The following is a 24,822-nucleotide window of genomic DNA, read 5'->3' as shown; positions in this document are numbered from 1 at the left end:
ACAGGCCGCCGCAGGCACCACCGCGCACCCCCACCGACCCCGCACAGGCCGCCGCAGGCACCACCGCGCACCCCCACCGACCCGCACAGGCCGCCGCAGGCATCACGGCGCACCCCCACCGACCCCGCACAGGCCGCCGCAGGCATCGCACCCCTACCCCACCGTCAGCTGGTCCAGCTTCCGCAGGATCACACCCTCGCGCAGCGCCCACGGGCAGACCTCCAGCGTCTCCACGCCGAACAGGTCCATGGCCCCCTCGGCCACCAGCGCCCCCGCGAGGAGCTGTCCGGCACGCCCTTCCGAGACGCCGGGCAGTTCCGCGCGCTGGGCCACGGTCATCCCGGCCAGCCGGGGCACCCAGGCCTCCAGGGACTCCCGCTTCAGCTCGCGCTGGGTGTACAGGCCCTCCGCGGAACGTGCGGCACCGGCGATACGGGCCAGCTGCTTGAACGTCTTGGACGTCGCCACGACGTGGTCGGGCGCGCCGAAGCGGCTGAATTCGCCGACCGTGCGGGCGATCTGCGCGCGTGCGTGCCGCCGCAGGGCCCGTATGTCCTCGGGGTCCGGAGGATCCCCCGGCAGCCAGCCGGCGGTCAGCCGCCCCGCGCCGAGCGGCAGCGACACCGCCGCGTCCGGCTCCTCGTCGATGCCGTACGCGATCTCCAGGGACCCGCCCCCGATGTCCAGCACGAGCAGCTTTCCGGCCGACCAGCCGAACCAGCGCCGGGCGGCGAGGAAGGTCAGCCGGGCCTCCTCCGCGCCGGTGAGGACCTGGAGCCGGACCCCGGTCTCGTCCATCACACGCGCGAGCACGTCGTCGGCGTTGCTCGCCTCGCGCACGGCGGACGTGGCGAACGGCAGGACTTCCTCGACACCCTTGTCCTCGGCGGCCTGGAGCGCCTCGTGGACGACGCCGATCAGCCGGTCGACCCCGTCGGGACCGATGGCTCCGCTGCCGTCGAGGAGTTGGGCCAGGCGCAGGTCCGCCTTGTGCGAATGCGCGGGCAGCGGGCGCGCGCCCGGGTGCGCATCCACCACCAGCAGATGCACCGTGTTAGATCCCACGTCGAGGACACCGAGTCTCATGTACGGAACGCTACTGCCACCTGGGCGGTCCTCTGTCCTCGAAGTCGCAGGTACGGACGCCGTACCCTGGTCCCGTGCCAAAGACGAAAAAGGCGAAGGACGACAAGACGTCCAAATCCGACAAGGGTTCTTCGCAGGCGAAAGCGGCCACGAAGTCGAAGAAGCCGGGGAAGGGCTCCCAGGAGCCGGACGAGAAGGGCCTCGACTTCGCACGCGCGTGGGTGGAATTCCCTGATCCGGCGGACGACGAGCAGATCTTCCGCTGCGATCTGACATGGCTGACCTCCCGTTGGAACTGCATCTTCGGCAGCGGCTGCCAGGGCATCCAGGCCGGCCGCGCCGACGACGGCTGCTGCACGCTGGGGGCCCATTTCTCGGACGAGGACGACGAGAAGCGCGTGGCGGATCATGTGGCGAGGCTCACGCCGGAGATCTGGCAGCACCATGACGAGGGCATGGAGCACGGCTGGATCTCGGAGGACGAGGACGGCGACCGCCAGACCCGTCCCTTCAACGGCTCGTGCATCTTCCAGAACCGCCCCGGCTTCCCGGGCGGCGCGGGCTGCTCGCTGCACATCCTGGCCCTGAAGGAGGGCCGCGAGCCGCTGGAGACCAAGCCGGACGTCTGCTGGCAGCTTCCGGTGCGCCGGACCTACGAGTGGATCGACCGGCCCGACGACACCCGGGTGCTCCAGGTGTCGATCGGCGAGTACGACCGCCGCGGCTGGGGTCCGGGCGGCCACGACCTGCACTGGTGGTGCACGTCGGCGACGTCGGCGCACGGCGCCGGTGACCCGGTGTACGTGTCCTACCGGCCGGAGCTGATCGAGCTGATGGGCAAGGCCGGCTACGACCGTCTGGTCGAGCTGTGCGAGGAGCGGCTGGCGTCGCAGCTCCCGCTGCTGGCTCCGCACCCGGCGGACCCGGTCGGCTGACCGCCGGCGACCGGCCGCGAGGCAAGGCATGAGGGCCGCCCTCGGCACCGCGGGCGGCCGCGGTGCCGGGCCGGGCGACCGGTCCTCGACGCGGCCATCGCGACATGCCCGGACCCGACATCTTGTGGCCTACGGCCCCGACGGGCTGGGCTCCCCGCTGCCGCCGGGCGGCGGTGTCGAGCCCGTCGGCTCGGACGGGCCGGAGGGGTCGGACGGCGCCGGGTCGGACGACGAGGGCGGCGGATCGCTGGAGGGCGGGTCGCTCGGCGTCGGATCGCCCGGGGTCGGGTCCGTCGGATCCGGAGTCGTCGGCGTCGGGTCGGGATCGGAGGACGAGGGCGGCGGGTCGCTGGGCGTCCCGGGATCGGTCGGATCGCTCGGGAGGGGGTCGGGGCCGGGGCCCTGTCCCGGGTCGGAGGGGGTCGGGGCGGTGCCGTAGCCCTCGATGGCGACGACGGCACCGGCGGGTGCGATCGCCACCCGCGCGCTCCAGAACCCGGACGGCTCGCGCAGCTGGTCGACGTACACCTTGATCGTCAACGACTCGCCCGGCGCCAGCGTTCCCGACGACCGGCTCAGGTAGAGCCAGTGCGCGCCGGTGCTCGCCGACCAGCGCACCGGCATGCGCCCGGTCGCCCTGAGAGTGACGAGCGTGGTGTCGCCGCTCTGGTCGGCGCTCACATCCAGGTTCCCCGCGCTCGCGCCGCTGACGCTGACGACCTCGACGAGGACGTCGTCGCCGGGGTGCTCGCCGAAGCGTCCGCCGGGGGCGATGCTGGCGTTGCCGGCGTTCTCGTAGCCGCCGCCCGCGCTCTCTCCGTCGAGGGCGTCGGGACCGTGCGCCTCGCTCGCGCTGGCCGAACCGCCGTCGACGGCGTCGCCGGTCGGGGTGCCCCGGTAGGCAGCCCACAGGGCGATGACCGGGGCGGCGATCACGGTGGCGACGACGGTGGTGGTGACGGCACGCGCACGGAGCCGGTCCCGGCGGGCGGCGTGGTCCTTCGGGTCCATGGGGAAGCCGCGCCGGTCGAAGCGCGGCACGGCGCCGCCACGCGCGCGCGGGTGATGCGCGAGGGCCATGTGCAGCGCCGCGCGGGGCGCCTCCAGGACGGGCAGCTCGGCAGGGGTGACGGCCGCTCCGGGCCACCGGCCGGGGATCGCGCGCTCGGCGGTGCGGCGGCAGCGCGGGCAGTCGTCGACGTGCCGGACGAGTTCGCGGCGCAGGGCCGTGCCGAGCACGACCTGGTTGTCGCCGGTCAGCCGGGCAACGCTCGGACAGGCGCCGGTCTCGACGACGGCGAGGGCCGCGCGGGTGCGCTCGACCTCGCAGGCGGCGGAGGCGAGCAGCTCCCGCGCGGCGGCCAGGTCCAGGCCGAGGACGGCGGCGACCTCGCCCGCGGCGAGGTGGTGGCGCACGGCGAGCTCCAGGGCCTCGCGCTGTTCCGGTGTGGTGCCCGCGGCCTCCGGCCAGGCGAGCAGGGCGAGTTCGCGGCGCCGCTGCTCCTGGACCTCGTCGGCGACGTGCGGCCCGGCGGGCTGCGCGCCGGTCGGCCGGTGCGCTCCGTGCCGGCCCGCCGCGTGGCTGCCCGTACGTTTCTGCTTGGCCTCGGCCAGCTTGCGCAGACACGCCCAGCGGGCCAGCGCGTACAGCCAGGGCCGCCGGTCGGCGGCGGTCTCGGGCACGCGCTGACCGCGGCGCTCGGCGAGCGCGAGGACGTCGCCGAGGGCGGCGGTCGCGGTGTCGTGGTCGCACAGGACGGACAGGCAGTAGGTGAACAGCCCGTCCAGATAAGGCTCGTAGCGCGCGGGCGGCCGCTGCGCCAGCGTGCGCGCCGCCGCACGATCACGCGCCTCCCGGTGCGCCCGATGCGCGCCGGTGGTGCGGGTCGTGGTCTCCGGAGTGCTGCTCATCATTGGTGGACCGTAGGCGGCCCGAGGTGGCGCCTTCTGCCTGCTTGAGCAGTTTTAATCCATACGGGTGAAACGATCCCTCAAAGGGGTACAGGAACCCGGGATTCCATGGCTTGTGCATGACGAATCGGCGGTCCCAGAAGCCCTTCCGCGGGTGCCGAAGAGGCCCCGCGCGCACGGCCGTACGGCGTTGTCAGTGGGCTCGGCTACGGTTCATCGCATGGCTGCCCGTACCAAGTCCACGAAGGACCGACCGTCCTACCGCTGCACCGAGTGCGGCTGGCAGACGGCCAAGTGGCTCGGCCGCTGCCCCGAGTGCCAGGCATGGGGGACGGTCGAGGAGTACGGCGCGCCCGCGGTCCGTACGACGACGCCGGGGCGGGTGACGAACTCCGCGCTGCCGATCGGGCAGATCGACGGACGGCAGGCGACCGCGCGCTCCACCGGTGTGCCGGAGCTGGACCGGGTGCTCGGCGGCGGACTGGTGCCCGGTGCCGTGGTCCTCCTCGCGGGCGAGCCCGGCGTCGGCAAGTCCACGCTGCTGCTGGACGTGGCGGCCAAGTCCGCGAGCGACGAGCACCGCACGCTGTACGTCACCGGGGAGGAGTCGGCGAGCCAGGTGCGGCTGCGCGCCGACCGCATCAACGCCCTCGACGATCATCTGTATCTCGCGGCGGAGACCGACCTGTCCGCCGTGCTGGGCCACTTGGACGCGGTCAAGCCGTCCTTGCTCATCCTCGACTCGGTGCAGACGGTGGCCTCCCCCGAGATCGACAGCGCGCCCGGCGGCATGGCCCAGGTCCGGGAGGTGGCCGGAGCGCTGATCCGCGCCTCCAAGGAGCGCGGGATGTCCACCCTCCTCGTGGGACACGTCACCAAGGACGGCGCCATCGCCGGCCCTCGCCTCCTGGAGCACCTCGTGGACGTGGTGCTCCACTTCGAGGGCGACCGGCACGCGCGCCTGCGGCTCGTACGAGGCGTCAAGAACCGCTACGGCGCGACGGACGAGGTCGGCTGCTTCGAACTGCACGACGAGGGAATCACGGGCCTCGCCGACCCGAGCGGACTGTTCCTGACCCGCCGTGCCGAACCGGTCCCGGGCACCTGCCTGACGGTCACCCTGGAGGGCCGCCGCCCGCTGGTCGCCGAGGTGCAGGCGCTCACCGTCGACTCCCAGATCCCCTCGCCCCGCCGTACGACGTCCGGTCTGGAGACCTCACGCGTGTCGATGATGCTGGCCGTGCTGGAGCAGCGCGGCCGGATCAGCGCCCTCGGCAAGCGGGACATCTACTCGGCGACGGTCGGCGGAGTGAAGCTCTCCGAGCCCGCGGCGGACCTCGCCGTCGCCCTCGCGCTGGCCTCCGCCGCCAGTGACACACCTCTCCCCAAGAACCTCGTCGCGATCGGCGAGGTGGGCCTCGCGGGCGAGGTCAGACGGGTCACCGGCGTGCAGCGCAGGCTCGCCGAGGCGCACCGTCTGGGCTTCACGCACGCCCTTGTTCCGGGCGACCCCGGCAAGATCCCCACGGGCATGAAGGTGCTGGAAGTGGCCGACATAGGAGACGCGCTCCGGGTCCTTCCGCGCTCGCGTCGGCGAGAGGCCCCACGGGACGAGGAGGACCGCCGGTAGACTTTGCCCTGGTCTCGCCCGTCCGTACGAACCGAATGTGCGAAACGGGAGCGCCAGAAGAACCTGCGACCGGAGGAGTGCAGTGGCAGCCAACGACCGGGCAGCAGCTCCCGGAAAGTCCGGCGGGAGTTCCGGTGCCGATGGCCTGATGCGCGCCTCACTGAGCGCGGTGGCTCCCGGCACGGCCCTGCGCGACGGGCTCGAACGCGTCCTGCGCGGCAACACCGGCGGGCTCATCGTGCTCGGCTTCGACAAGACCGTCGAGACGATGTGCACGGGTGGATTTGTCCTGGATGTCGAGTTCACGGCGACGCGACTGCGGGAGCTGTGCAAGCTCGACGGCGGCATCGTGCTGTCGTCCGACCTGTCGAAGATCCTGCGCGCGGGTGTGCAGTTCGTGCCGGACGCGACCATCCCCACGGAGGAGACGGGCACCCGGCACCGCACGGCTGACCGCGTCAGCAAGCAGGTCGGCTTCCCGGTCGTCTCGGTCTCCCAGTCGATGCGGCTCATCGCCCTCTACGTCGACGGTCAGCGCCGCGTCCTGGAGGACTCGGCGGCGATCCTCTCCCGCGCCAACCAGGCGCTGGCGACCCTGGAGCGCTACAAGCTCCGCCTGGACGAGGTCGCGGGAACGTTGTCAGCGCTGGAGATCGAGGACCTGGTGACGGTCCGGGACGTCTCCGCGGTGGCGCAGCGCCTGGAGATGGTCCGGCGCATCGCCACCGAGATCGCCGAGTACGTGGTGGAGCTGGGCACCGACGGCCGTCTTCTCGCCCTCCAGCTGGACGAGTTGATCGCGGGCGTGGAGCCCGAGCGTGAGCTCGTGGTGCGCGACTACGTCCCCGAGCCGACGGCCAAGCGCTCCCGCACGGTCGACGAGGCGCTGTACGAACTGGACGCCCTGACCCACGCCGAGCTCCTGGAACTGTCCACGGTGGCACGGGCGTTGGGCTACACCGGCTCCCCGGAGGCGCTGGACTCGGCGGTCTCCCCGCGCGGCTTCCGCCTCCTGGCCAAGGTGCCGAGGCTGCCCGGCGCCATCATCGACCGCCTGGTGGAGCACTTCGGCGGCCTGCAGAAGCTGCTCGCCGCCAGCGTGGACGACCTGCAGACGGTGGACGGCGTCGGCGAGGCCCGGGCACGCAGCGTGCGCGAGGGCCTGTCGCGGCTGGCCGAGAGCTCGATCCTGGAGCGGTACGTCTAGCTGAGCCGAGAGCCGCGCCACACACCGGTGCGTCTCCCGCCGGCGTGACCCCGCACCGGCGCCCCCGCACCGCCCGGCCGCCGTACGGCCCGGTCGACGTACGGTCCGGTCGACGTACGGTCCGCACCGCTCGGCCGCCCGCACCGGGCACCTCGCACCGCCCGGTCGCCGTACCGCCCGGTCGCCGTACGGCCCGCTAGTCGTTCTCCAGGACGAACGACGTCTGGGCCGTACCGAAGCCGGGTGTCGTCGCCTCCACCAGATACGTGCCGGCCTCGGCCGACCCGGCGGCGGGCGTCGCGCACTGCGGGGCGCTCGCCCTGCGGTCCCACTTCACGGTGTAGGTGATGCTCGAACCGGCCGGCACCCGGAAACGCAGGCTGCTGGAGACCTTGGGGCAGTCCGCCGAGGACCAGAAGTCGTTCTCGGATCCCGCCTGAGTGACCGTCACCACGGCGTTCTTCGGGCCGAGATCGACCTTGCAGTCGTAGGTGGAGGAGTTCGTCGCGGTCAGCAGCAGGGCGGGGGTCTCGCCGGGCTCGTAGGCGTTGTGGAGGCTGCGCACCGCCAGCTTCATCTGGCCCGAGACACAGTTGGGCAGCGAGGAGCCCTCGGCCACCGCGTCGTCCGCGCCGACGTCCCCGCCCGAGCCGCCGCCCGCGACACCGCTGCCGGAGCCGCCCGATCCGCCGGAGCCCCCGGCGCTCGTACCGTCGCCGGAGCCGCTCCCGTCGCCCGAGCCGTCGCCGGAACCCGACCCGCCGGAGTCCCCGCCGGCCGTCGACTCGTCGCGGCCGCCCGGCGCCTGACTGATCGCAGGACCGGAGCCCGAGGGGCCCGGCGTGATCGTCGAGGGGGCCGGATTCTTGCCGTCGGATCCGCCCGCGTCGTTCTTGCCGCCTCCGCCGCCCGAGGTGAGCACCCAGGTGATCAGTAGCGCCAACAGGGCGCACACCGACAGCAGTACGGCCCTCCGTCGCCAGTAGATGGTGGAGGGAAGCGGCCCGACCGGATTGCGCAGAGATCCCACGGCGCAAACTGTACGAGAGATCGGCGCGTTACCTTGCCCCACCCGCCGCCCCGGACGGCAACTTTTCCGGATCATCATCCCGGAAACCGCTCGCCGGAGGCCGCGTCGCGCCTGTCTTCCGTCGGAGGCGACACAAGCCGATCACAAGGCGTGACGAGATCGGCCCGTCATCTACGGTCCGTGACCGTGAATTTCCGGGACGCCGGCCGCTGCCGGGACATCAGCGCCGCGCCCATGACACCCCAACGTGGGTACGGCACGCGGCCGGGACATGGACGGAGGCCGCGCCGCCGGTGATCGTCCGCGCCCGGTGGCAGGCCGGACAGGACGCGGCTGGAGATTCGCGATAGCGGTCCTTGCACCTCTGGCCACAGCTGCCCCTCGCGTCGCCGACGATGCCCTCAACTGACTTGCAGCACATGACAGTTCGCCGCTCGTGCGGCAGCAGCAAGGCCAGCTGTCCCGCAGGAGCGGGCCGGGGGCACGCTCCACGCAGGCGTCGCGCACGGCGCGGTCCGGGAGGACACCGGCGAGGTCGCACGCCGACGCGCCCATGCGCGATCCGGCGCGAACGACAGCACGGCGCGGACCTATCCGAGCCTCACCCCGATTTGCGGCTCACCCCTGTCCGCGGCTCACCCCGATCCGAGGCCCCCAACGCACCGGCACCCGCCGCCTACCCACCCGGCCGCCCTCCGCATGGCAGGATCGGAAAGCCATGACTGCGCCCACGAAGCCCTCACCCGACAGCACCGGCGACGCCCCCTCCGGCTCCCCCGTCGGAGACCACTCGCTGCACAGCCCCGTCATCGACTGGTTCGACGAGAACGCCCGCGACCTCCCCTGGCGGCGCCCCGAGGCCGGCCCCTGGGGCGTGATGGTCAGTGAGTTCATGCTCCAGCAGACGCCGGTGAACCGCGTCCTGCCCGTCTACGAGCAGTGGCTGTCCCGCTGGCCCCGCCCCGCCGACCTGGCCAAGGAGGCGCCCGGCGAGGCCGTCCGCGCCTGGGGCCGGCTCGGTTATCCGCGCCGCGCGCTGCGGCTGCACGGCGCGGCCGTCGCCATAGCGGAACGGCACGGCGGGGACGTACCGACCGACCACGCCCAGCTCCTCGCGCTGCCCGGCATCGGCGAGTACACGGCCGCCGCCGTGGCGTCCTTCGCGTACGGCCAGCGGCACGCCGTCCTGGACACCAACGTCCGCCGGGTCTTCGCGCGGGCCGTCACCGGCGTGCAGTACCCGCCGAACGCCACGACCGCCGCCGAACGCAAGCTCGCCCGTGCCCTGCTGCCCGAGGACGAGCGCACCGCGGCCCGCTGGGCCGCCGCCTCCATGGAGCTCGGCGCCCTGGTGTGCACCGCGAAGAACGAGTCGTGCCACCGCTGTCCGGTCGCCGCGCAGTGCGCCTGGCGGCTCGCCGGGAAGCCGGAGCACGACGGGCCGCCGCGCCGCGGCCAGACGTACGCCGGGACCGACCGTCAGGTGCGCGGCAAGCTGCTCGCCGTGCTGCGCGACGCCCACACCCCCGTCCCGCAGGCGGCGCTGGACCGTGTGTGGCACGAACCGGTGCAGCGCGCCCGTGCACTGGACGGCCTCGTCTCGGACGGACTGGTGGAGCCGCTGCCGGGCGGGTCGTACCGTCTGCCCCTGAGCTGACACACAGTCACATCACAGCCGTACGGTCTCTGCACCACACGACTCACAGCGTCCGCACGGCTGTTGCACGGCCGACACACCGACAAATCGCCCCATAGTCACCCCAACCCCCCGACCGTTATGTCCGTTTCCTGATTCCGTTACACAACCGACGGACAGCCGAGCGCTGGCCGCAGGCTGCTTCGGACAGCGCCGTGACAACGCCTCCGTAGCTTCATTTCCGTACCCGGCAGACGGGGACGACAACGAAGCAGAAGCAGTGAGACCGACGGCCGACAGGCCGGCCGGGAACGGGGAATCGGGAGGCGGTCAACATGGCGCAGGGCGAGGTGCTCGAGTTCGAGGAGTACGTCCGCACCCGGCAGGACGCGCTGCTGCGCAGCGCCCGCCGGCTGGTCCCGGACCCGGTCGACGCGCAGGACCTGCTGCAGACCGCGCTGGTGCGCACGTATCACCGCTGGGACGGCATCGCGGACAAGCGGCTCGCGGACGCCTACCTGCGCCGCGTCATGATCAACACGCGGACCGAGTGGTGGCGTGCGCGCAAGCTGGAGGAGGTCCCCACCGAGCAGCTCCCGGACGCCTCGGTCGACGACTCCACCGAGCAGCACGCGGACCGCGCCCTGCTGATGGACATCATGAAGGTTCTCGCACCCAAGCAACGCAGCGTCGTCGTGCTGCGACACTGGGAGCAGATGTCCACGGAGGAGACGGCCGCGGCCCTCGGCATGTCGGCCGGAACGGTCAAGAGCACGCTGCACCGGGCGCTCGCCCGGCTCCGCGAGGAGCTGGAGAGCCGCGATCTGGACGCACGCGCGCTGGAGCGTGAGGAGCGGGAGCGTTGCGCGGCCTAGGCACGACTACGGGCGGCACCGGGCACCCGGAAACGGGTGACGGGGACACGGACAGGGGTGACAGGGCCACGGACGGGGGCTCCGAGGACAGCGGCTCCGCGCACTCCGGTCCCGGATCCGGGCCCGTGCGGGGGCCCATACAGGCGGCGTTCACGGCGATGGCCGTGGTCGTCGCCCTCGCCCTTTTCGCCTCCGGCTGTGCCACCGGCGGCACCGGCGCCCGTGACGAGGGCCCCGCGCACGCCGACATGGCGGGCGGCTCCGCCGTCTCACCGTCGGCCGTGGCCTCGGCCTCCGCGGTCCCGGACCGCACGGAGGCCGTGCGGCTGGTCAAGGCGGACCCCGTGGTCTCGACGGAGGTCAAGCGCGAGCTGAAGCCATGCGTGTCCGACGACTACCCCATCGACGTGTCGTACGGCGACCTGACCGGCGGTCCCGCGGAGGACATCGTGGTCAACGTCCTGTCCTGCGGGGACGGCGTCGGTGTCGCCTCGTACGTGTACCGCGAGCAGAGCGGCGCGTACCGCAATGTGTTCCGCTCGGAGGAGCCTCCGGTCTACGCCGAGATCGACCGCGGCTACCTTGTGGTGACCAAGCAGGTGTACGCCCAGGACGACGCGCTGTCGAACCCGTCCAGCGAGGACGTGATCTCGTACCAGTGGAAGTCCGACCGCTTCGTCCGCAAGTTCAGCACCCGCACCGACTACGGCTCGCTCGGCGGCGACGACTCGCCGGCGCCGGACGGCTGAGAACGCCGGGGCCGTGAACGCATCGGGCGCCGCACGCGTCCCCCGAGTGGGCACGTCCTGTGGACACGCCCCGCGCGGCCGAGCAGCATCCGACGCACCACCGGACACACACGAGGACTGAGAGCACCGGGATGGCAGACCAGACCCACGTCCTGTTCGTCGAGGACGACGACGTCATCCGCGAGGCCACCCAGCTCGCTCTGGAGCGGGACGGCTTCGCGGTGACCGCCATGCCCGACGGGCTGTCGGGTCTGGAGGCGTTCCGCACGGACCGGCCCGACATCGCGCTGCTGGACGTGATGGTCCCGGGTCTGGACGGGGTCAGCCTGTGCCGGCGTATCCGCGACGAGTCGACCGTGCCGGTGATCATGCTGTCGGCGCGGGCCGACTCCATCGACGTGGTGCTGGGTCTGGAGGCGGGCGCGGACGACTACGTCACCAAGCCGTTCGACGGGGCCGTACTGGTCGCGCGGATCCGGGCGGTGCTGCGCCGCTTCGGGCACGCCGGCCGCACGGACCGGGAGGACGACACCGACTCCGCGGCCACCGGCGGTCTGCTGACCTTCGGCGACCTGGAGGTCGACACCGAGGGCATGGAGGTGCGCCGGGACGGACAGCCCGTCGCGCTCACGCCGACCGAGATGCGGCTGCTGCTGGAGTTCTCCTCGGCGCCGGGCACGGTGCTGAGCCGGGACAAGCTGCTGGAGCGGGTGTGGGACTACGGCTGGGGCGGCGACACGCGGGTCGTCGACGTCCATGTGCAGCGGCTGCGGCAGAAGATCGGCCAGGACCGTATCGAGACGGTCCGTGGCTTCGGCTACAAGCTGAAGGCCTGAGCGGGGCGTCATGCGGGGGATGTTCAGACGGCCGGCCGCGTCCGGCGCGGCGAGCGTCGGTCTCACGGATCCGGCGGAGATCGCGGGGGCGGGCGCGGATGCCCGTGCGGGCCGCCGTACGGGGGCACCGGCAGGTGGTCGCGGGGGGATGCGCGTGAGAGGCGTGGGCGGCGGCCGGATCGCCATACGTACGGGGCTGCGGTGGAAGCTGAGCGCGGCGATCGCGCTGGTCGGCGCGCTGGTCGCGGTCGTGCTGAGCCTCGTCGTGCACAACCAGGCCCGGGTCTCGATGCTGGACAGCGCGCGCGACCTCGCCGACGAGCGCATCCAGATCGCCCAGCGCAGCTACGAGCAGTCCAAGCGGCTGAACTTCCCCAACCTCACGATCGACGACCCGGAGCTGCCGGCGGCGTTGCGGGAGAAGGTCGAGGAGGGCCGGCGGGCGACGTATGTCACCGACACGCCGAGCGGCGCGCCCGACATCTGGGCGGCCGTACCGCTCAACAACGGGCATGTCCTGTCGCTGCGCACCGGCTTCACCGACCGCAGCGACCACATCCTCAACCGCCTCGACCAGGCCATGATCATCGGCTCCATCGCGGTGGTGCTCGGCGGCAGCGCGCTCGGCGTGCTCATCGGCGGCCAGCTGTCACGGCGGCTGCGCAAGGCGGCGGCCGCGGCGAACCAGGTCGCGAGCGGCGAGCCGGACGTCCGGGTGCGGGACGCCATCGGGGGTGTCGTACGGGACGAGACCGACGACCTCGCGAGCGCGGTGGACGCCATGGCGGACGCGCTCCAGCAGCGGCTGGAGGCGGAGCGCCGGGTCACCGCCGACATCGCGCACGAGCTGCGCACACCGGTGACCGGACTGCTGACGGCGGCCGAGCTGCTGCCGCCGGGCCGGCCCACGGAACTGGTCCTGGACCGGGCGAAGGCGATGCGCACGCTGGTCGAGGACGTCCTGGAGGTGGCCCGGCTGGACAGCGCCTCGGAGCGGGCCGAGCTGCAGGACATCCTGCTGGGCGAGTTCGTCAGCCGCCGGGTCGCGGCCAAGGACCCTGCCATCGAGGTGCGGGTCGTCCATGAGTCGGAGGTCACCACCGACCCGCGGCGCCTGGAGCGGGTGCTGTTCAATCTGCTGGCCAACGCGGCACGGCACGGCAGGCCGCCGATCCAGGTCACGGTCGAGGGCCGGGTCATCCGGGTCCGCGACCACGGCCCCGGGTTCCCGGAGCACCTGCTCGCCGACGGCCCCAGCCGCTTCCGCACCGGCAGCAGCGACCGCGCGGGCCACGGCCATGGCCTCGGACTGACGATCGCCGCAGGTCAGGCCCGGGTTCTCGGGGCCCGGCTGACCTTCCGGAACATTCGCCCGCCGGGTGCACCGGACCCGGTGCCGGCGGAGGGCGCGGTGGCCGTCCTCTGGCTCCCGGAGCACGCGCCGACGGCCACGGGGAGCTACCCGATGCTGCCGTAGCGGCAGGCCGGGCGGCTCACCGCGACCGGGTCGGCGGGCTCACTCGGAGGAACCGGGTCGGCGGGCTCACTCGGAGGACTCGCGGCGGGCCCACGTACTCACTCGGGCCCGCGTACTCACTCGAACGACTTGGAGAAGTCGAGTTCCTCGCTCCGCTCGGTCAGCGAGTACCAGTTGCCGTTGTCGTCGCGGAAGATCGCCTCGATGCCGTACGGCCGCTCCTGGGGCTCCTGGATGAACTCCACCCCGCGCGCCTTGAAGGTCTCGTAGTCCCCGCGGCAGTCGTCGGTGTGGAACGCCCCGGCGCCGATGACCCCCTTGGCGACGAGCTTCTTCAGCGCTTCGGAGGACTCGGGGTCGAGGCCGGGTCCGTCCAGGCTCATCAGCGCGAGTTCGACGTCCGGCTGGCCCTTCGCCCCGACCGTGACCCACCTCATCTCGCCCATGGACAGGTCGTTGCGCACCTCGAAGCCGATCTTCTCCGTGAAGAACGCCTTGGTACGTGCCTGGTCGAACGTCCAGACGGTGGTGATGCCCAGCCCCTTGATCATGACCCTGCTCTCCCGTGCTCTGCCGTGCGGTTCCTGGTGTCACGGTAGGCAGGGGCGCCGTCAGCGCGCTTCTTCAGAGTTGCTCTCCCGCTGCCGGAAGCCGCCGGCCCAGAACAGCGCGTAGCACCCCGGTATCAGCGCCGCTCCGCGTCCGACGTGCTTCTCTCGGTACTCGCTGGGTGACAGGCCGGTCCGTGCCTTGAACTTCGTGGAGAAGGTCCCGAGGCTGCTGAACCCGACCAGATGACAGATCTCCGTCACGGTCAGATTGGCCGCCCGCAGATACTCCTCGGCCCGCTCGATGCGCCGGTGGGTCAGATACTGCCCGGGTGTCTCGCCGTACACCTCCTTGAAGGCGCGCACGAAGTGATACCGCGAGTACCCGGCGTGTGCGGCCACGGCGTCCAGGTCGAGGCCGGGGTCGGCCCACTCCCGGTCCATGGCGTCCTTGGCCAGCCGCAGCTGCCGCACCTTGTCCATGCAGTCGATCGTGACACGCCCCACTGACAACGCGGGCCCGGGCGAGGCGGCTGACCACGACGGCAAAGGGGAAGGCCCCCGGGCAGTACACCCGAGGACCTTCCACCAGCCGGACCGGGACGGCCTGCGCCGTCTTCGGGCCGGCCTAGATGCCGCCCTCGACGGCTTCCGGCTTCGGGCCCGCGCCCTTGAGCGGGACCTCCTTGACGAACAGCGCCGCGGCCAGCGACAGCACCGCGATCACCGCTCCGAGCAGGAACGCCGAGTGCGTACCGGCCGACACCGCGTGCTGGTACGCCTCGCGCACCGCGTCCGGCAGCTTCGCCAGGCTCGCCGCGTCGAGCTGCGCCGACTGCTCGGTCACCTTGGACCCCAGCGACCCGCCCCGCTCGGCCATGACGTCCTGGACCCGGTTGTTGAACAGCGCGCCCATGATCGCGACGCCGAACGAGGAGCCGAGCGTACGGAAGAGCGTGGTGGAGGAGGACGCGACGCCCATGTCCTTCATCTCCACGCTGTTCTGCGCGACCAGCATGGTGATCTGCATCAGACAGCCCATGCCGAGCCCGACCACGGCCATGAACACCCCGGACATGAAGCGCGAGGTGCCCGTGTCCATGGTCGACAGCAGGTACAGCCCGACGACCATCGCGACGCTGCCGACGATCGGGAAGACCTTGTAGCGCCCGGTGTTCGTGGTCACCCGGCCCGCGACCATCGAGGTGACCAGCATCGCGCCGAGCATCGGCAGCAGCAGGAGACCGGAGTTGGTGGCGGAGGCGCCCTGCACCGACTGCTGGTACAGCGGCAGGAAGAGCGTCGCACCGAACATCACGAAACCGGTGATGAAGCCGATCAGGGACATCAGCGTGAAGTTGCGGCTGCGGAAGATGTGCAGCGGCACCACCGGCTCGGCGGCCTTGGTCTGCCAGAACACGAACCCGACCAGCGCGGCGACGCCGATGCCGATGAGCTCCATGATGCGGGCCGAGGTCCAGGCGTACTCCGTGCCGCCCCACGTGGTCACCAGCACGATCGAGGTGATGCCGACGGTCAGCAGGCCCGCGCCCAGGTAGTCGATCCGCGCCTTCGCCCGCTTCTTCGGCAGGTGCAGCACGGCACTGATCGCGGCGAGGGCCACGACGCCGAGCGGCAGGTTGATGTAGAAGGCCCAGCGCCAGCCCCAGTGGTCGGTGATGGTGCCGCCGACCAGCGGTCCGCCGATCATCGCCAGCGCCATGACGCCGGCCATCATGCCCTGGTACTTGCCGCGCTCCCGCGGCGGAATCAGGTCGCCGATGATCGCCATGACGCCGACCATCAGACCGCCGGCGCCGAGTCCCTGCACCGCCCGGAACCCGATGAGCTGGCCCATGTCCTGGGCCATGCCGCTGAGTGCGGATCCCACGAGGAAGAGCACGATCGACGACATGAAGACGCCCTTGCGGCCGTACATGTCGCCGAGCTTGCCCCACAGGGGGGTGGAGGCCGCGGTCGCGAGCGTGTACGCCGTCACGACCCACGACAGATGCTCCAGGCCGCCCAGCTCACCGACGATCGTCGGCATCGCGGTGCCCACGATCATGTTGTCGAGCATCGCCAGCATCATCGTGATCATCAGCGCGAGCAGTACGACCCGTACGCTCCGCGGCTGCTTGTCGGCCGGATCGGCTTGCTTCGCCTGATCCGCCGGTCCTGTGTCCACTGCCATCGTGTCCGCCATGATTCCCACTCCCCCAGCTACTTACTTGCCGCCCGGCTAGTTGCCTACACTGAAGGAAGGTAGGGGCGTAACTAGCCGGGCGTCAAGTAAGTTTTCTGGAAAGCCGAGAAGCACGAGGATGGGTGGCACCATGGACGGCACCAAGCAGCGGCGCCGCGGGGACACCCGCCAGCGCATCCAGGACGTGGCCCTCGAACTCTTCGCCGAGCAGGGCTACGAGAAGACCTCACTGCGCGAGATCGCCGAGCGCCTGGAGGTCACGAAGGCGGCCCTGTACTACCACTTCAAGACCAAGGAAGAGATCATCGTCAGCCTCTTCGAGGATCTGACGAAGCCGATCGAGGAACTGATCGAGTGGGGCAGGCAGCAGCCGCACAGCCTGGAGACCAAGCAGGAGATCGTCCGCCGCTACAGCGAGGCCCTGGCCGGCGCGTCCCCCCTGTTCCGCTTCATGCAGGAGAACCAGGCGACCGTCCGTGAGCTGAGCATCGGCGAGACGTTCAAGACCCGCATGCTCGGCATGCGGGACATCATCATCGATCCGGACGCCGATCTGGTGGACCAGGTGCGCTGCATCAGCGCCCTGTTCACGATGCACGCCGGGATGTTCGTGCTGAAGGACCTCGAAGGCGACCCCGAGGAGAAGCGCAAGGCCATCCTGGAGGTCGCCACGGATCTGATCACTCAGGCGCACAAGGGCGCCTGAGCGGCAAGGTGCCTCAGATCGACAGGCCGTTGGCCCGGAGGAACGCCACGGGGTCGACGGCCGAGCCGTAGTTGGCGGTCTTGCGGATCTCGAAGTGCAGGTGCGGACCGCTGGAGTTACCGGTGTTGCCGGACTTGGCTATCTTCTGGCCGGTCTTGACGACCTGGCCGATCTTCACGTCGATGCGCGACAGGTGGGCGTACTGGGAGAACGTCCCGTTGCCGTGCTTGATGACGATGGCGTTGCCGTACGCCGGACCGTCACCGGCGCCGTTGCCGCCGACCTTGACGACGGTGCCGCCGTGCGCGGCCACGACCTGGGTGCCGGTCGGGACGGCGAAGTCCTGACCACTGTGGGTGGACTGCCACATGCCACCGGCCTGCGCGAAGCTGGCGGACTTCGTGTACTTCTTGACCGGCTTGACCCAGGAGACGGCCTTCTTGGCGGGGGCCTTCTTCGCGGTCGCCTTCTTCACGGCGACGGTGTGGGCCTGGACGGCGGCGGAAGCGGCGGGGGCGGAGGTCATCTCAGAAGCGACCGCGCCTCCGGCGCCCAGTGCGACCGAAGCTCCCAGTCCGGCGGCCAGCACAGCAGCACGGGTGCGGAACGCGGACGTACGGGGCGAACGGAACGAGAAGCGCGGGGACATTCGAAACCTCACGGGTACGACGACAGGGAAAACCACCCGACACATCAGGTCGCCGGATGGCTATCCCTTGGTAACCCCGCCGGGGCCGAACCCCAAAACCCCTCAACTACGACGAGGGCTAGTACTCCGCATCAAAAATCCCCGCATCTTGACAGAGCGCCCAATACGGACGAACCAGCGTGAACACCGAAACAGCCCGCCAGTTTTCATAATGAAAGTCCGTTTTGCCCTTCAGGCCGCTTTCCACTATTCCCGCTAGTAACGGACAAATCGCCTGTGCGGCATGTCACCGCTGAACGCAATCGGAAGACCCCGGAATGTGACGGGCGCTACGCCCGAGTTCCCCTCATGAGAGGTCCCGGAGGGGGGTGAGCCGACCCGGCGACGAGTGATCGTTCAGCATCATGTGACGCACACCTCTAGCGACTTACCGTTCAGTAACCCTACCGTTCCCCTCACGCCACCCCCACCCACGAACATGCACGCGACAACAACAGAGCGCACGTGACGTGAGAGGACCCCAACATGACGCTTCGCCACCCCTGGGCGCGCCGGATAGCGGTCGGCACGGTCTCCGCGGCCGCCCTCGTGGCCCTCGCGGTCCCCGCCGAAGCGGCCACGGCCGCGAGCACCTCGACCACCGCCACCGCCACCACGGCGGCCGAGGACGTGGACTACGCCACCTGGCAGAAGGACTGCCAGGCAGTCATGAACCAGGCGCTGCCCTACCTGAAGCAGCGGATCGCCAGCACCAAGCCCGGTGAGAAGCAGGCGATCGTCTTCGACATCGACAACACCACCCTGGAGACGGACTACGGCTTCAGCTACCCGCAGCCGGCCAACAAGCCGGCCCTGGAGGTCGCCAAGTACGCCCAGGAGCACGGCGTCTCGCTGTTCTTCGTGACCGCCCGCCCGGGCATCATCTACTCGGTGACCGACTACAACCTCAAGTACGTCGGCTACAAGGTCTCCGGGCTGTACGTGCGCAACTTCTTCGACCTGTTCAAGAACGTCGCCGACTACAAGACGGCCCAGCGCGTCGACATCGAGAACAAGGGCTACACGATCATCGCGAACATCGGCAACAGCGCCACCGACCTGTCGGGCGGCCACGCCGAGAAGACCTACAAGCTGCCGGACTACGACGGGCAGCTGTCGTAGCCCTGCTGTCGTAGCCCTGCTGTCGTAGCCCCAGGGCATGCCGAAGGGGCCGGTGCTCGAAAGCACCGGCCCCTTTTCAGCTGGTGAGGCTGGGGAGGCTTACGCCTCCTTGCTCAGGTTCGGCCCGCTTCCACCGGCCGCCTGCTCGATCGGCGGGACGTCCGGCAGAGCCGACTTCTCTTCACCGCGGAAGGTGAAGGTCTTGTTCTCGCCCTCGCCCTCGGTGTCCACGACCACGATGTGACCGGGACGCAGCTCGCCGAAGAGGATCTTCTCCGACAGCGAGTCCTCGATCTCGCGCTGGATCGTGCGACGCAGCGGACGCGCGCCCAGCACCGGGTCGTAGCCCTTCTTGGACAGCAGCTCCTTGGCGGACTGGGAGAGCTCGATGCCCATGTCCCGGTCCTTGAGGCGCTCGTCCACCTTGCCGATCATCAGGTCGACGATCGCGAGGATGTCGTCCTGGGTCAGCTGCGGGAAGACGACCACGTCGTCGACGCGGTTGAGGAACTCGGGCCGGAAGTGCTGCTTGAGCTCGTCCTGGACCTTGTTCTTCATGCGCTCGTAGTTGGACTTGGTGTCACCCGAGGCCGCGAAGCCCAGGTTGAAGCCCTTGGAGATGTCCCGGGTGCCGAGGTTGGTCGTCATGATGATGACCGTGTTCTTGAAGTCCACGACCCGGCCCTGGGAGTCGGTCAGACGACCGTCCTCCAGGATCTGCAGCAGCGAGTTGAAGATGTCCGGGTGGGCCTTCTCGACCTCGTCGAAGAGGACGACGGAGAACGGCTTGCGGCGGACCTTCTCGGTCAGCTGGCCGCCCTCTTCGTAGCCCACGTAGCCGGGGGGCGAACCGAAGAGACGCGACACCGTGTGCTTCTCGCTGAACTCCGACATGTCGAGGGAGATCAGCGCGTCCTCGTCACCGAAGAGGAACTCGGCGAGCGCCTTGGACAGCTCGGTCTTACCGACACCGGACGGACCGGCGAAGATGAACGAGCCACCGGGACGCTTCGGGTCCTTCAGACCGGCACGCGTACGGCGGATCGCCTTCGAGAGCGCCTTGACGGCGTCCTTCTGGCCGATGACCCGCTTGTGGAGCTCGTCCTCCATGCGCAGCAGACGCGAGGACTCCTCCTCGGTCAGCTTGAAGACCGGGATGCCGGTGGCGGTCGCGAGGACCTCGGCGATCAGCTCGCCGTCGACCTCGGCGACGACGTCCATGTCGCCGGCCTTCCACTCCTTCTCGCGCTTGGCCTTCGCGGCGAGGAGCTGCTTCTCCTTGTCGCGGAGCGAGGCGGCCTTCTCGAAGTCCTGCGAGTCGATCGCGGACTCCTTGTCGCGGCGGACGCCGGCGATCTTCTCGTCGAACTCGCGCAGGTCCGGCGGCGCGGTCATCCGGCGGATGCGCATCCGGGAGCCGGCCTCGTCGATCAGGTCGATCGCCTTGTCCGGCAGGAAGCGGTCCGAGATGTACCGGTCGGCCAGGGTGGCGGCCTGGACCAGCGCCTCGTCGGTGATGGAGACGCGGTGGTGGGCCTCGTACCGGTCGCGCAGACCCTTGAGGATCTCGATCGTGTGCGGCAGGGACGGCTCGGCGACCTGGATGGGCTGGAAGCGGCGCTCGAGGGCCGCGTCCTTCTCCAGGTGCTTGCGGTACTCGTCCAGCGTCGTCGCACCGATGGTCTGCAGCTCACCGCGGGCCAGCATCGGCTTCAGGATGGAAGCGGCGTCGATGGCGCCCTCGGCGGCACCCGCACCGACCAGCGTGTGCAGCTCGTCGATGAACAGGATGATGTCGCCGCGGGTGCGGATCTCCTTGAGCACCTTCTTCAGGCGCTCCTCGAAGTCACCGCGGTAGCGGGAGCCGGCGACCAGCGCGCCGAGGTCGAGGGTGTAGAGGTGCTTGTCCTTGAGGGTCTCGGGCACCTCGCCCTTGACGATGGCCTGGGCGAGACCCTCGACGACGGCGGTCTTACCGACGCCGGGCTCACCGATCAGGACCGGGTTGTTCTTGGTACGGCGGGACAGCACCTGCATGACCCGCTCGATCTCCTTCTCGCGCCCGATGACCGGGTCGAGCTTGGACTCACGGGCGGCCTGGGTGAGGTTCCGGCCGAACTGGTCGAGGACCAGGGACGTCGAGGGGGTGCCCTCGGCAGGCCCGCCGGCGGTGGCGGTCTCCTTGCCCTGGTAGCCGGAGAGCAGCTGGATGACCTGCTGCCGCACCCGGTTGAGATCAGCGCCCAGCTTGACCAGGACCTGGGCGGCGACGCCCTCGCCCTCACGGATCAGGCCGAGCAGGATGTGCTCCGTGCCGATGTAGTTGTGGCCCAGCTGAAGGGCCTCGCGGAGCGACAGCTCCAGGACCTTCTTGGCACGGGGGGTGAAGGGGATGTGCCCGGACGGGGCCTGCTGGCCCTGGCCGATGATCTCCTCCACCTGCTGGCGGACCGCCTCGAGCGAAATCCCGAGGCTCTCAAGGGCCTTGGCGGCGACACCCTCACCCTCGTGGATCAGGCCCAGGAGGATGTGCTCGGTGCCGATGTAGTTGTGGTTGAGCATCCGGGCTTCTTCCTGAGCCAGGACGACAACCCGCCGCGCGCGGTCGGTGAACCTCTCGAACATCGTTAATCGCTCCTCAGAGCGGTCAGGCAGTGGGGGGAACTTCCCCTCCCTGTCCTTCCGCAGCTTAGTCCCGCAAGCGGGGACCGCTCATTCCAACTGCCGACACCGTCGATGGCCTCCTGACCCCGAACGCCGACATCTGCTCCAACCCGATGGTGCGAGACGATGTTCCCGCAGGCCAGGCAGTTACCCTCACCATCAGTACGCCGATGGCGAACGTGAGACTCACTGTCCTGCGTGTCGCCCCCTCCCACTAGGGATGTCTTACCCGCTGGGACAGACACTCCATGCCGCGCCCCCCGGTTCCCTCCGCTACGGGCGAACAACCTTGCGCCACCCCACACCCCCGCACGCCCCCTTTTTCGCCACGCTGCGCATTCGTCAGCACACCCAGCGTAACCCGCACGCCCATTCGGCGGTTGCTCTTGGCATGTTCGGCACCCGCCCCGCGGTCACCACGGACCTCGCCACGGTCCCCCTCCCCCGTCGGCCGCTCGATCCGAGCGATCAGGTCCGGCGGTGGTACGAGAACGAACTGGGCTGGCCGGTGGTGCCCGCGGCCGCCGGATCCCCGCCGGCCCTGCGAGCGGGCGCGCGCTTCGACGTCCTGGACGTCCCGGCCGAGGCGGGCCGCGCGGCACTGCGCCATCTGGGGCCGCACTCCCCCGTGGCCGTCCAGGGCGACCGGATGCGGCTGCTGATCGCCACGGGCGGCGCGGAGGAGGTGCCGGGCGTGCTGGCGTGGCTGGAGTGGGGAGCTCTGCCCCTGGACCTGACGGCGCTCGGCGAGGGCGACCTCATGGAGGCGCCGCTGCCCGCGCGGGCGCTCGGGACGCCCGGGGCCGTAGGGCATTTCGCCTGGTACTCGGCCTGGCATCGCACCGGGGACGTGCGGGCGTCGGGGTGCGTGCGGCACCGCGCCGACGAACCGGGCCCGGTCGGGGCGTCCGTACGGCGCCCCGTCGAAGCCGGTCCGAGGGGGGCCGTACGTCGTGCTGGGCTGCCGGAGCCCGGTGCCGTGCGGCCGCTTCCCCTGGGCCGCTCCGGTGCCGTGCAGGGGGCCGCCGTGTGGCTGCGGCCCCCCGAGCCTGGGGGCGAGGTCGAGGCCTCGCTGCCGACGTTGTCGGCGCTCGGGGGCGGTGGGGGCGCCCCCGATCTCGTGCGGGTGCTGGACACGGTGGCGACTCACTGCCACCGCCTGCGGCTGAGGCGCGGGTGCGCCCGGCCGTCGGCCCGTCCATAGGCCTGTTCCGTGGATCAGGCTGTGCCCTGGATCAGGCGTTGGCCTTCTCGTACGCCTCACGAATGGTCGCGGGAACGCGACCGCGGTCGTTGACCTCGTAGCCGTTGTCCTTGGCCCACGCGCGGATCTGCGCGGTGTCCTGGCTGCCACCGGAAGCGGCGCGCGTCTTTCCGCGACCACCCGAAGCGCGGCCTCCGGTACGACGACCGCCCTTCACGTAAGGCTCGAGAAGGCCACGGAGCTTGTCCGCATTGGCAGTCGTGAGATCGATCTCGTACGTCTTGCCGTCCAGCGCGAACGTCACGGTCTCGTCCGCCTCGCCGCCGTCGAGGTCGTCGACAAGAAGGACCTGAACCTTCTGTGCCACCGGATTTCCTTTCATCGATAACTTGAGGGCCTGGGGTCTGCGGCGTCCGCCGTTTCGCCGTCCCCTGTTATATGCAGTACTGCAGTACGTCGGAAAGCAAACCGCTTTTGCTGGAAAAACACAAACCCCCGGGAGAGACTCACAGCCCGGGCCCGGTCCGGAAACATGCGCGTTTCGGACATAGGGCACCTGGGCATGGCCTGTCGGGCGGAATACACCTTGCGGATCCATGGAGGATCCGTGGCGATCACAGATGCAGAAGCATCCGGCTGTTGCCCAAGGTGTTCGGTTTCACTCGTTCGAGACCGAGGAACTCCGCCACGCCCTCGTCATAGGAACGCAGCAGCTCCGCGTAGACATCGGTGTCCACCGGCGTCTCACCGATCTCGACGAAGCCGTGCTTGCCGAAGAAGTCCTCTTCGAAGGTCAGACAGAAAACGCGTCGAACGCCGAGCCAGCGAGCGGTGTGCAGCAACTTCTCCAGCAACTGGTGACCGACGCCGGCGCCCTTCAGGCCGGGCTTCACCGCGAGAGTGCGGACTTCCGCCAGGTCTTCCCACATCACGTGCAGCGCGCCGCAGCCGACGACCTCGCCGTTGTCGTCACGTTCCGCGACCCAGAACTCCTGGATGTCCTCGTAAAGCGTCACCGTGGCTTTGTCGAGCAGGATGCGCCGGCGGACGTACTCGTCAAGGAGACGGCGCACCGACGGGACATCGCTGGTACGGGCCCGTCGGACGGTGATGGCTTTTGAGCTGACTTCTGGGCTCTCGGCCGAGGGAGTCCCGGTCGAGTGGCTCTCTGCTGACATGAGCGGACGCTATCGCTCGTCGGGCTCCTGTGCGGAGCCGGGGTTCTCGCCTGCGGTATCCGGTCGGGTATCGGCGCCGGTATGCGGGGCGGAGGTTTGCGGGCGTCGGGTTTGGGACCGTCGGGTTTGGGACCGTCGGGTTTGACCGCGGGCGGTTTCGGAACCGCCGGTATCGGAGTTGTCGCTATCGGTGCTGGTATCGGCGCTGCCGGTATCGGTGCCGTCGGTAGTGCCGTCCGTACTGCTGTCGGTACTGCTGTCGGTTGTCCTGTCGGTATCGATGCCGGTTACGGCGCGCGTATCGGACGGGGGCGACGTCGGCGTCGACGGTTCGACGGTTTCCGGGCCCTGGACGATGCGTACGGCGTCCCGCAGGGCGTGGCGCTGTTCCTCGCTCATCATGCCGAAGAAGGCGACGAGTGCGGCGGCGGGGTTGTCACTCTGCGACCATGCGTCGTTCATGAGGGCGGCCGAGTAGGCGGCTCGCGTGGAGACCGCCTCATATCGATAGGCCCGGCCTTCCGCTTCGCGGCGTACCCAGCCCTTCTGATGGAGATTGTCCAAAACGGTCATCACCGTCGTGTACGCGATGGACCGTTCCTGCTGGAGATCTTCCAGGACTTCTCGAACGGTCACCGGGCGGTTCCACTTCCACACCCGCGTCATGACCGCGTCTTCGAGTTCTCCCAATGGGCGAGGCACAGCTCAGCACAATAGTGGGAGTTCCGGTTGTTGGCGTGCCGGACGTGCACTTTCTCTGGCAAACGGGAACAAAAAGGGCGTACGACTCGGAAAGCGGGGCTTGGAGTCGTACGCCGTTGTGCGTGCGCGCCGCCGAATCGGATACGGCGGCGGGTGAGTGTCAGGCGTCTTTGTTCGCGGTGGCCTGACGCGTGCCCTCCACGCGCGCGAGGGCGGCGTCCACGGCCGCGTCCTCCTTGGCCTTGTTGGCTCCGCCCTGGGTCTTCACGATCACTCGGATCACACCGATGAAGAAGACGGCCATGACGGCCGGCGGGAGGAGTGCGGAGACGTAGTCCATGCGTCCAGGGTAGCCAGGGGGGTGGGGGGTTCTGGCGCTTGGGGGCGGGTTTGGGTGGGGGCGGTCTGAGCGCGGGGGTCGGGGCGCGAGGT

Annotated in this window: 22 protein-coding genes and 1 pseudogene; 11 read left to right on the top strand and 12 right to left on the bottom strand. The window is 70.2% G+C overall.

The annotated features are described in order from the left end of the window. Window positions 1–153 precede the first annotated feature (153 nt). Window positions 154–1,086, bottom strand: a complete 933-nt coding sequence (locus tag ACGFW6_RS44755; RefSeq protein WP_393523468.1) for a Ppx/GppA family phosphatase — start codon at window positions 1,084–1,086, stop codon at window positions 154–156. 74 nt (window positions 1,087–1,160) lie between these two features. Between ACGFW6_RS44755 and ACGFW6_RS44750 the strand changes: the two genes are divergently transcribed. Then, window positions 1,161–2,021, top strand: a complete 861-nt coding sequence (locus ACGFW6_RS44750) for a hypothetical protein (protein WP_393523465.1) — start codon at window positions 1,161–1,163, stop codon at window positions 2,019–2,021. A gap of 129 nt (window positions 2,022–2,150) precedes the next feature. Here the strand turns inward: ACGFW6_RS44750 and ACGFW6_RS44745 are convergent, their stop codons facing one another. Further along, entirely contained in the window at window positions 2,151–3,935 is a 1,785-nt protein-coding gene (locus ACGFW6_RS44745; protein ID WP_393523463.1) for a hypothetical protein, read from the bottom strand. Between the two features lie 217 nt (window positions 3,936–4,152). On the opposite strand from ACGFW6_RS44745, the gene radA reads away from it, so the two are divergent. Both radA and disA read left to right on the top strand, forming a co-directional pair. Further along, window positions 4,153–5,562 (top strand): DNA repair protein RadA, encoded by a 1,410-nt coding sequence (gene radA / locus ACGFW6_RS44740; RefSeq protein WP_393523460.1) that lies wholly within the window; start codon window positions 4,153–4,155, stop codon window positions 5,560–5,562. An 82-nt stretch (window positions 5,563–5,644) separates the two neighbouring features. Beyond that, window positions 5,645–6,769, top strand: a complete 1,125-nt coding sequence (gene disA / locus ACGFW6_RS44735; RefSeq protein WP_393523458.1) for a DNA integrity scanning diadenylate cyclase DisA — start codon at window positions 5,645–5,647, stop codon at window positions 6,767–6,769. Between the two features lie 196 nt (window positions 6,770–6,965). Here the strand turns inward: disA and ACGFW6_RS44730 are convergent, their stop codons facing one another. Continuing rightward, entirely contained in the window at window positions 6,966–7,799 is an 834-nt protein-coding gene (locus tag ACGFW6_RS44730; RefSeq protein WP_393523455.1) for a hypothetical protein, read from the bottom strand. Between the two features lie 718 nt (window positions 7,800–8,517). Between ACGFW6_RS44730 and ACGFW6_RS44725 the strand changes: the two genes are divergently transcribed. From ACGFW6_RS44725 to cseC, 5 genes are all read left to right on the top strand, one after another. Then, a complete protein-coding gene (locus tag ACGFW6_RS44725; protein WP_393523452.1) occupies window positions 8,518–9,456 on the top strand; it encodes an A/G-specific adenine glycosylase in 939 nt (312 codons plus the stop codon). A gap of 314 nt (window positions 9,457–9,770) precedes the next feature. Continuing rightward, window positions 9,771–10,310: a SigE family RNA polymerase sigma factor gene (locus tag ACGFW6_RS44720; protein ID WP_003999062.1), complete on the top strand. Its 540-nt coding sequence runs from the start codon at window positions 9,771–9,773 to the stop codon at window positions 10,308–10,310. Window positions 10,311–10,468: 158 nt separating this feature from the next. After that, window positions 10,469–11,059 (top strand): hypothetical protein, encoded by a 591-nt coding sequence (locus ACGFW6_RS44715; protein ID WP_393523500.1) that lies wholly within the window; start codon window positions 10,469–10,471, stop codon window positions 11,057–11,059. 131 nt (window positions 11,060–11,190) lie between these two features. Beyond that, on the top strand, window positions 11,191–11,895 hold the full coding sequence (gene cseB, locus ACGFW6_RS44710; protein WP_393523449.1) for a two-component system response regulator CseB: 705 nt from the start codon (window positions 11,191–11,193) through the stop codon (window positions 11,893–11,895). A 10-nt stretch (window positions 11,896–11,905) separates the two neighbouring features. Beyond that, on the top strand, window positions 11,906–13,372 hold the full coding sequence (cseC, locus tag ACGFW6_RS44705; protein WP_393523447.1) for a two-component system sensor histidine kinase CseC: 1,467 nt from the start codon (window positions 11,906–11,908) through the stop codon (window positions 13,370–13,372). 116 nt (window positions 13,373–13,488) lie between these two features. Here the strand turns inward: cseC and ACGFW6_RS44700 are convergent, their stop codons facing one another. The 3 genes from ACGFW6_RS44700 to ACGFW6_RS44690 all read right to left on the bottom strand — a co-directional run bounded on the left by ACGFW6_RS44700 (window position 13,489) and on the right by ACGFW6_RS44690 (window position 16,126). Beyond that, window positions 13,489–13,923, bottom strand: coding sequence for a VOC family protein (locus tag ACGFW6_RS44700; RefSeq protein WP_346183952.1), 435 nt, complete (start codon window positions 13,921–13,923; stop codon window positions 13,489–13,491). A 60-nt stretch (window positions 13,924–13,983) separates the two neighbouring features. Continuing rightward, window positions 13,984–14,403: a helix-turn-helix transcriptional regulator gene (locus ACGFW6_RS44695; protein WP_393523444.1), complete on the bottom strand. Its 420-nt coding sequence runs from the start codon at window positions 14,401–14,403 to the stop codon at window positions 13,984–13,986. Window positions 14,404–14,548: 145 nt separating this feature from the next. Continuing rightward, on the bottom strand, window positions 14,549–16,126 hold the full coding sequence (locus tag ACGFW6_RS44690) for an MDR family MFS transporter (protein WP_393523442.1): 1,578 nt from the start codon (window positions 16,124–16,126) through the stop codon (window positions 14,549–14,551). Window positions 16,127–16,244: 118 nt separating this feature from the next. Here ACGFW6_RS44690 and ACGFW6_RS44685 point away from each other — a divergent pair, with 118 nt between their 5' ends. After that, a complete protein-coding gene (locus ACGFW6_RS44685; protein ID WP_393523439.1) occupies window positions 16,245–16,832 on the top strand; it encodes a TetR/AcrR family transcriptional regulator in 588 nt (195 codons plus the stop codon). Window positions 16,833–16,845: 13 nt separating this feature from the next. Here the strand turns inward: ACGFW6_RS44685 and ACGFW6_RS44680 are convergent, their stop codons facing one another. Beyond that, window positions 16,846–17,481: a M23 family metallopeptidase gene (locus ACGFW6_RS44680; protein WP_393523498.1), complete on the bottom strand. Its 636-nt coding sequence runs from the start codon at window positions 17,479–17,481 to the stop codon at window positions 16,846–16,848. 525 nt (window positions 17,482–18,006) lie between these two features. Between ACGFW6_RS44680 and ACGFW6_RS44675 the strand changes: the two genes are divergently transcribed. Beyond that, the gene (locus ACGFW6_RS44675; RefSeq protein ID WP_393523436.1) at window positions 18,007–18,642 is read left to right on the top strand and encodes an HAD family acid phosphatase; all 636 of its coding nucleotides are present in this window, start codon (window positions 18,007–18,009) and stop codon (window positions 18,640–18,642) included. Window positions 18,643–18,741: 99 nt separating this feature from the next. On the opposite strand, the gene ACGFW6_RS44670 is transcribed toward ACGFW6_RS44675, so the two are convergent. Beyond that, window positions 18,742–21,267: an ATP-dependent Clp protease ATP-binding subunit gene (locus tag ACGFW6_RS44670; protein ID WP_393523434.1), complete on the bottom strand. Its 2,526-nt coding sequence runs from the start codon at window positions 21,265–21,267 to the stop codon at window positions 18,742–18,744. 430 nt (window positions 21,268–21,697) lie between these two features. Between ACGFW6_RS44670 and ACGFW6_RS44665 the strand changes: the two genes are divergently transcribed. Then, window positions 21,698–22,510 carry an SCO3374 family protein gene (locus ACGFW6_RS44665; protein WP_393523432.1) on the top strand — a complete coding sequence of 271 codons (813 nt, stop codon included), beginning with the start codon at window positions 21,698–21,700 and terminating at the stop codon, window positions 22,508–22,510. Window positions 22,511–22,541: 31 nt separating this feature from the next. Here ACGFW6_RS44665 and ACGFW6_RS44660 read toward each other — a convergent pair whose 3' ends face one another. From ACGFW6_RS44660 to ACGFW6_RS44645, 4 genes and pseudogenes are all read right to left on the bottom strand, one after another. Further along, entirely contained in the window at window positions 22,542–22,877 is a 336-nt protein-coding gene (locus tag ACGFW6_RS44660; RefSeq protein ID WP_393523429.1) for an Lsr2 family protein, read from the bottom strand. Between the two features lie 247 nt (window positions 22,878–23,124). Next, window positions 23,125–23,688: an amino-acid N-acetyltransferase gene (locus tag ACGFW6_RS44655; protein WP_393523427.1), complete on the bottom strand. Its 564-nt coding sequence runs from the start codon at window positions 23,686–23,688 to the stop codon at window positions 23,125–23,127. Between the two features lie 332 nt (window positions 23,689–24,020). Then, window positions 24,021–24,354 (bottom strand): annotated as a pseudogene (locus ACGFW6_RS44650) (BlaI/MecI/CopY family transcriptional regulator); the annotation flags it as partial. A 196-nt stretch (window positions 24,355–24,550) separates the two neighbouring features. Beyond that, window positions 24,551–24,730 (bottom strand): hypothetical protein, encoded by a 180-nt coding sequence (locus ACGFW6_RS44645; RefSeq protein WP_393523424.1) that lies wholly within the window; start codon window positions 24,728–24,730, stop codon window positions 24,551–24,553. Window positions 24,731–24,822 lie beyond the last annotated feature (92 nt).

The sequence above is a fragment of the Streptomyces sp. Y7 genome (assembly GCF_043195415.1).
In the GTDB taxonomy this organism is placed as follows: domain Bacteria; phylum Actinomycetota; class Actinomycetes; order Streptomycetales; family Streptomycetaceae; genus Streptomyces.
This window is presented reverse-complemented; position numbering and strand designations above follow the sequence as displayed.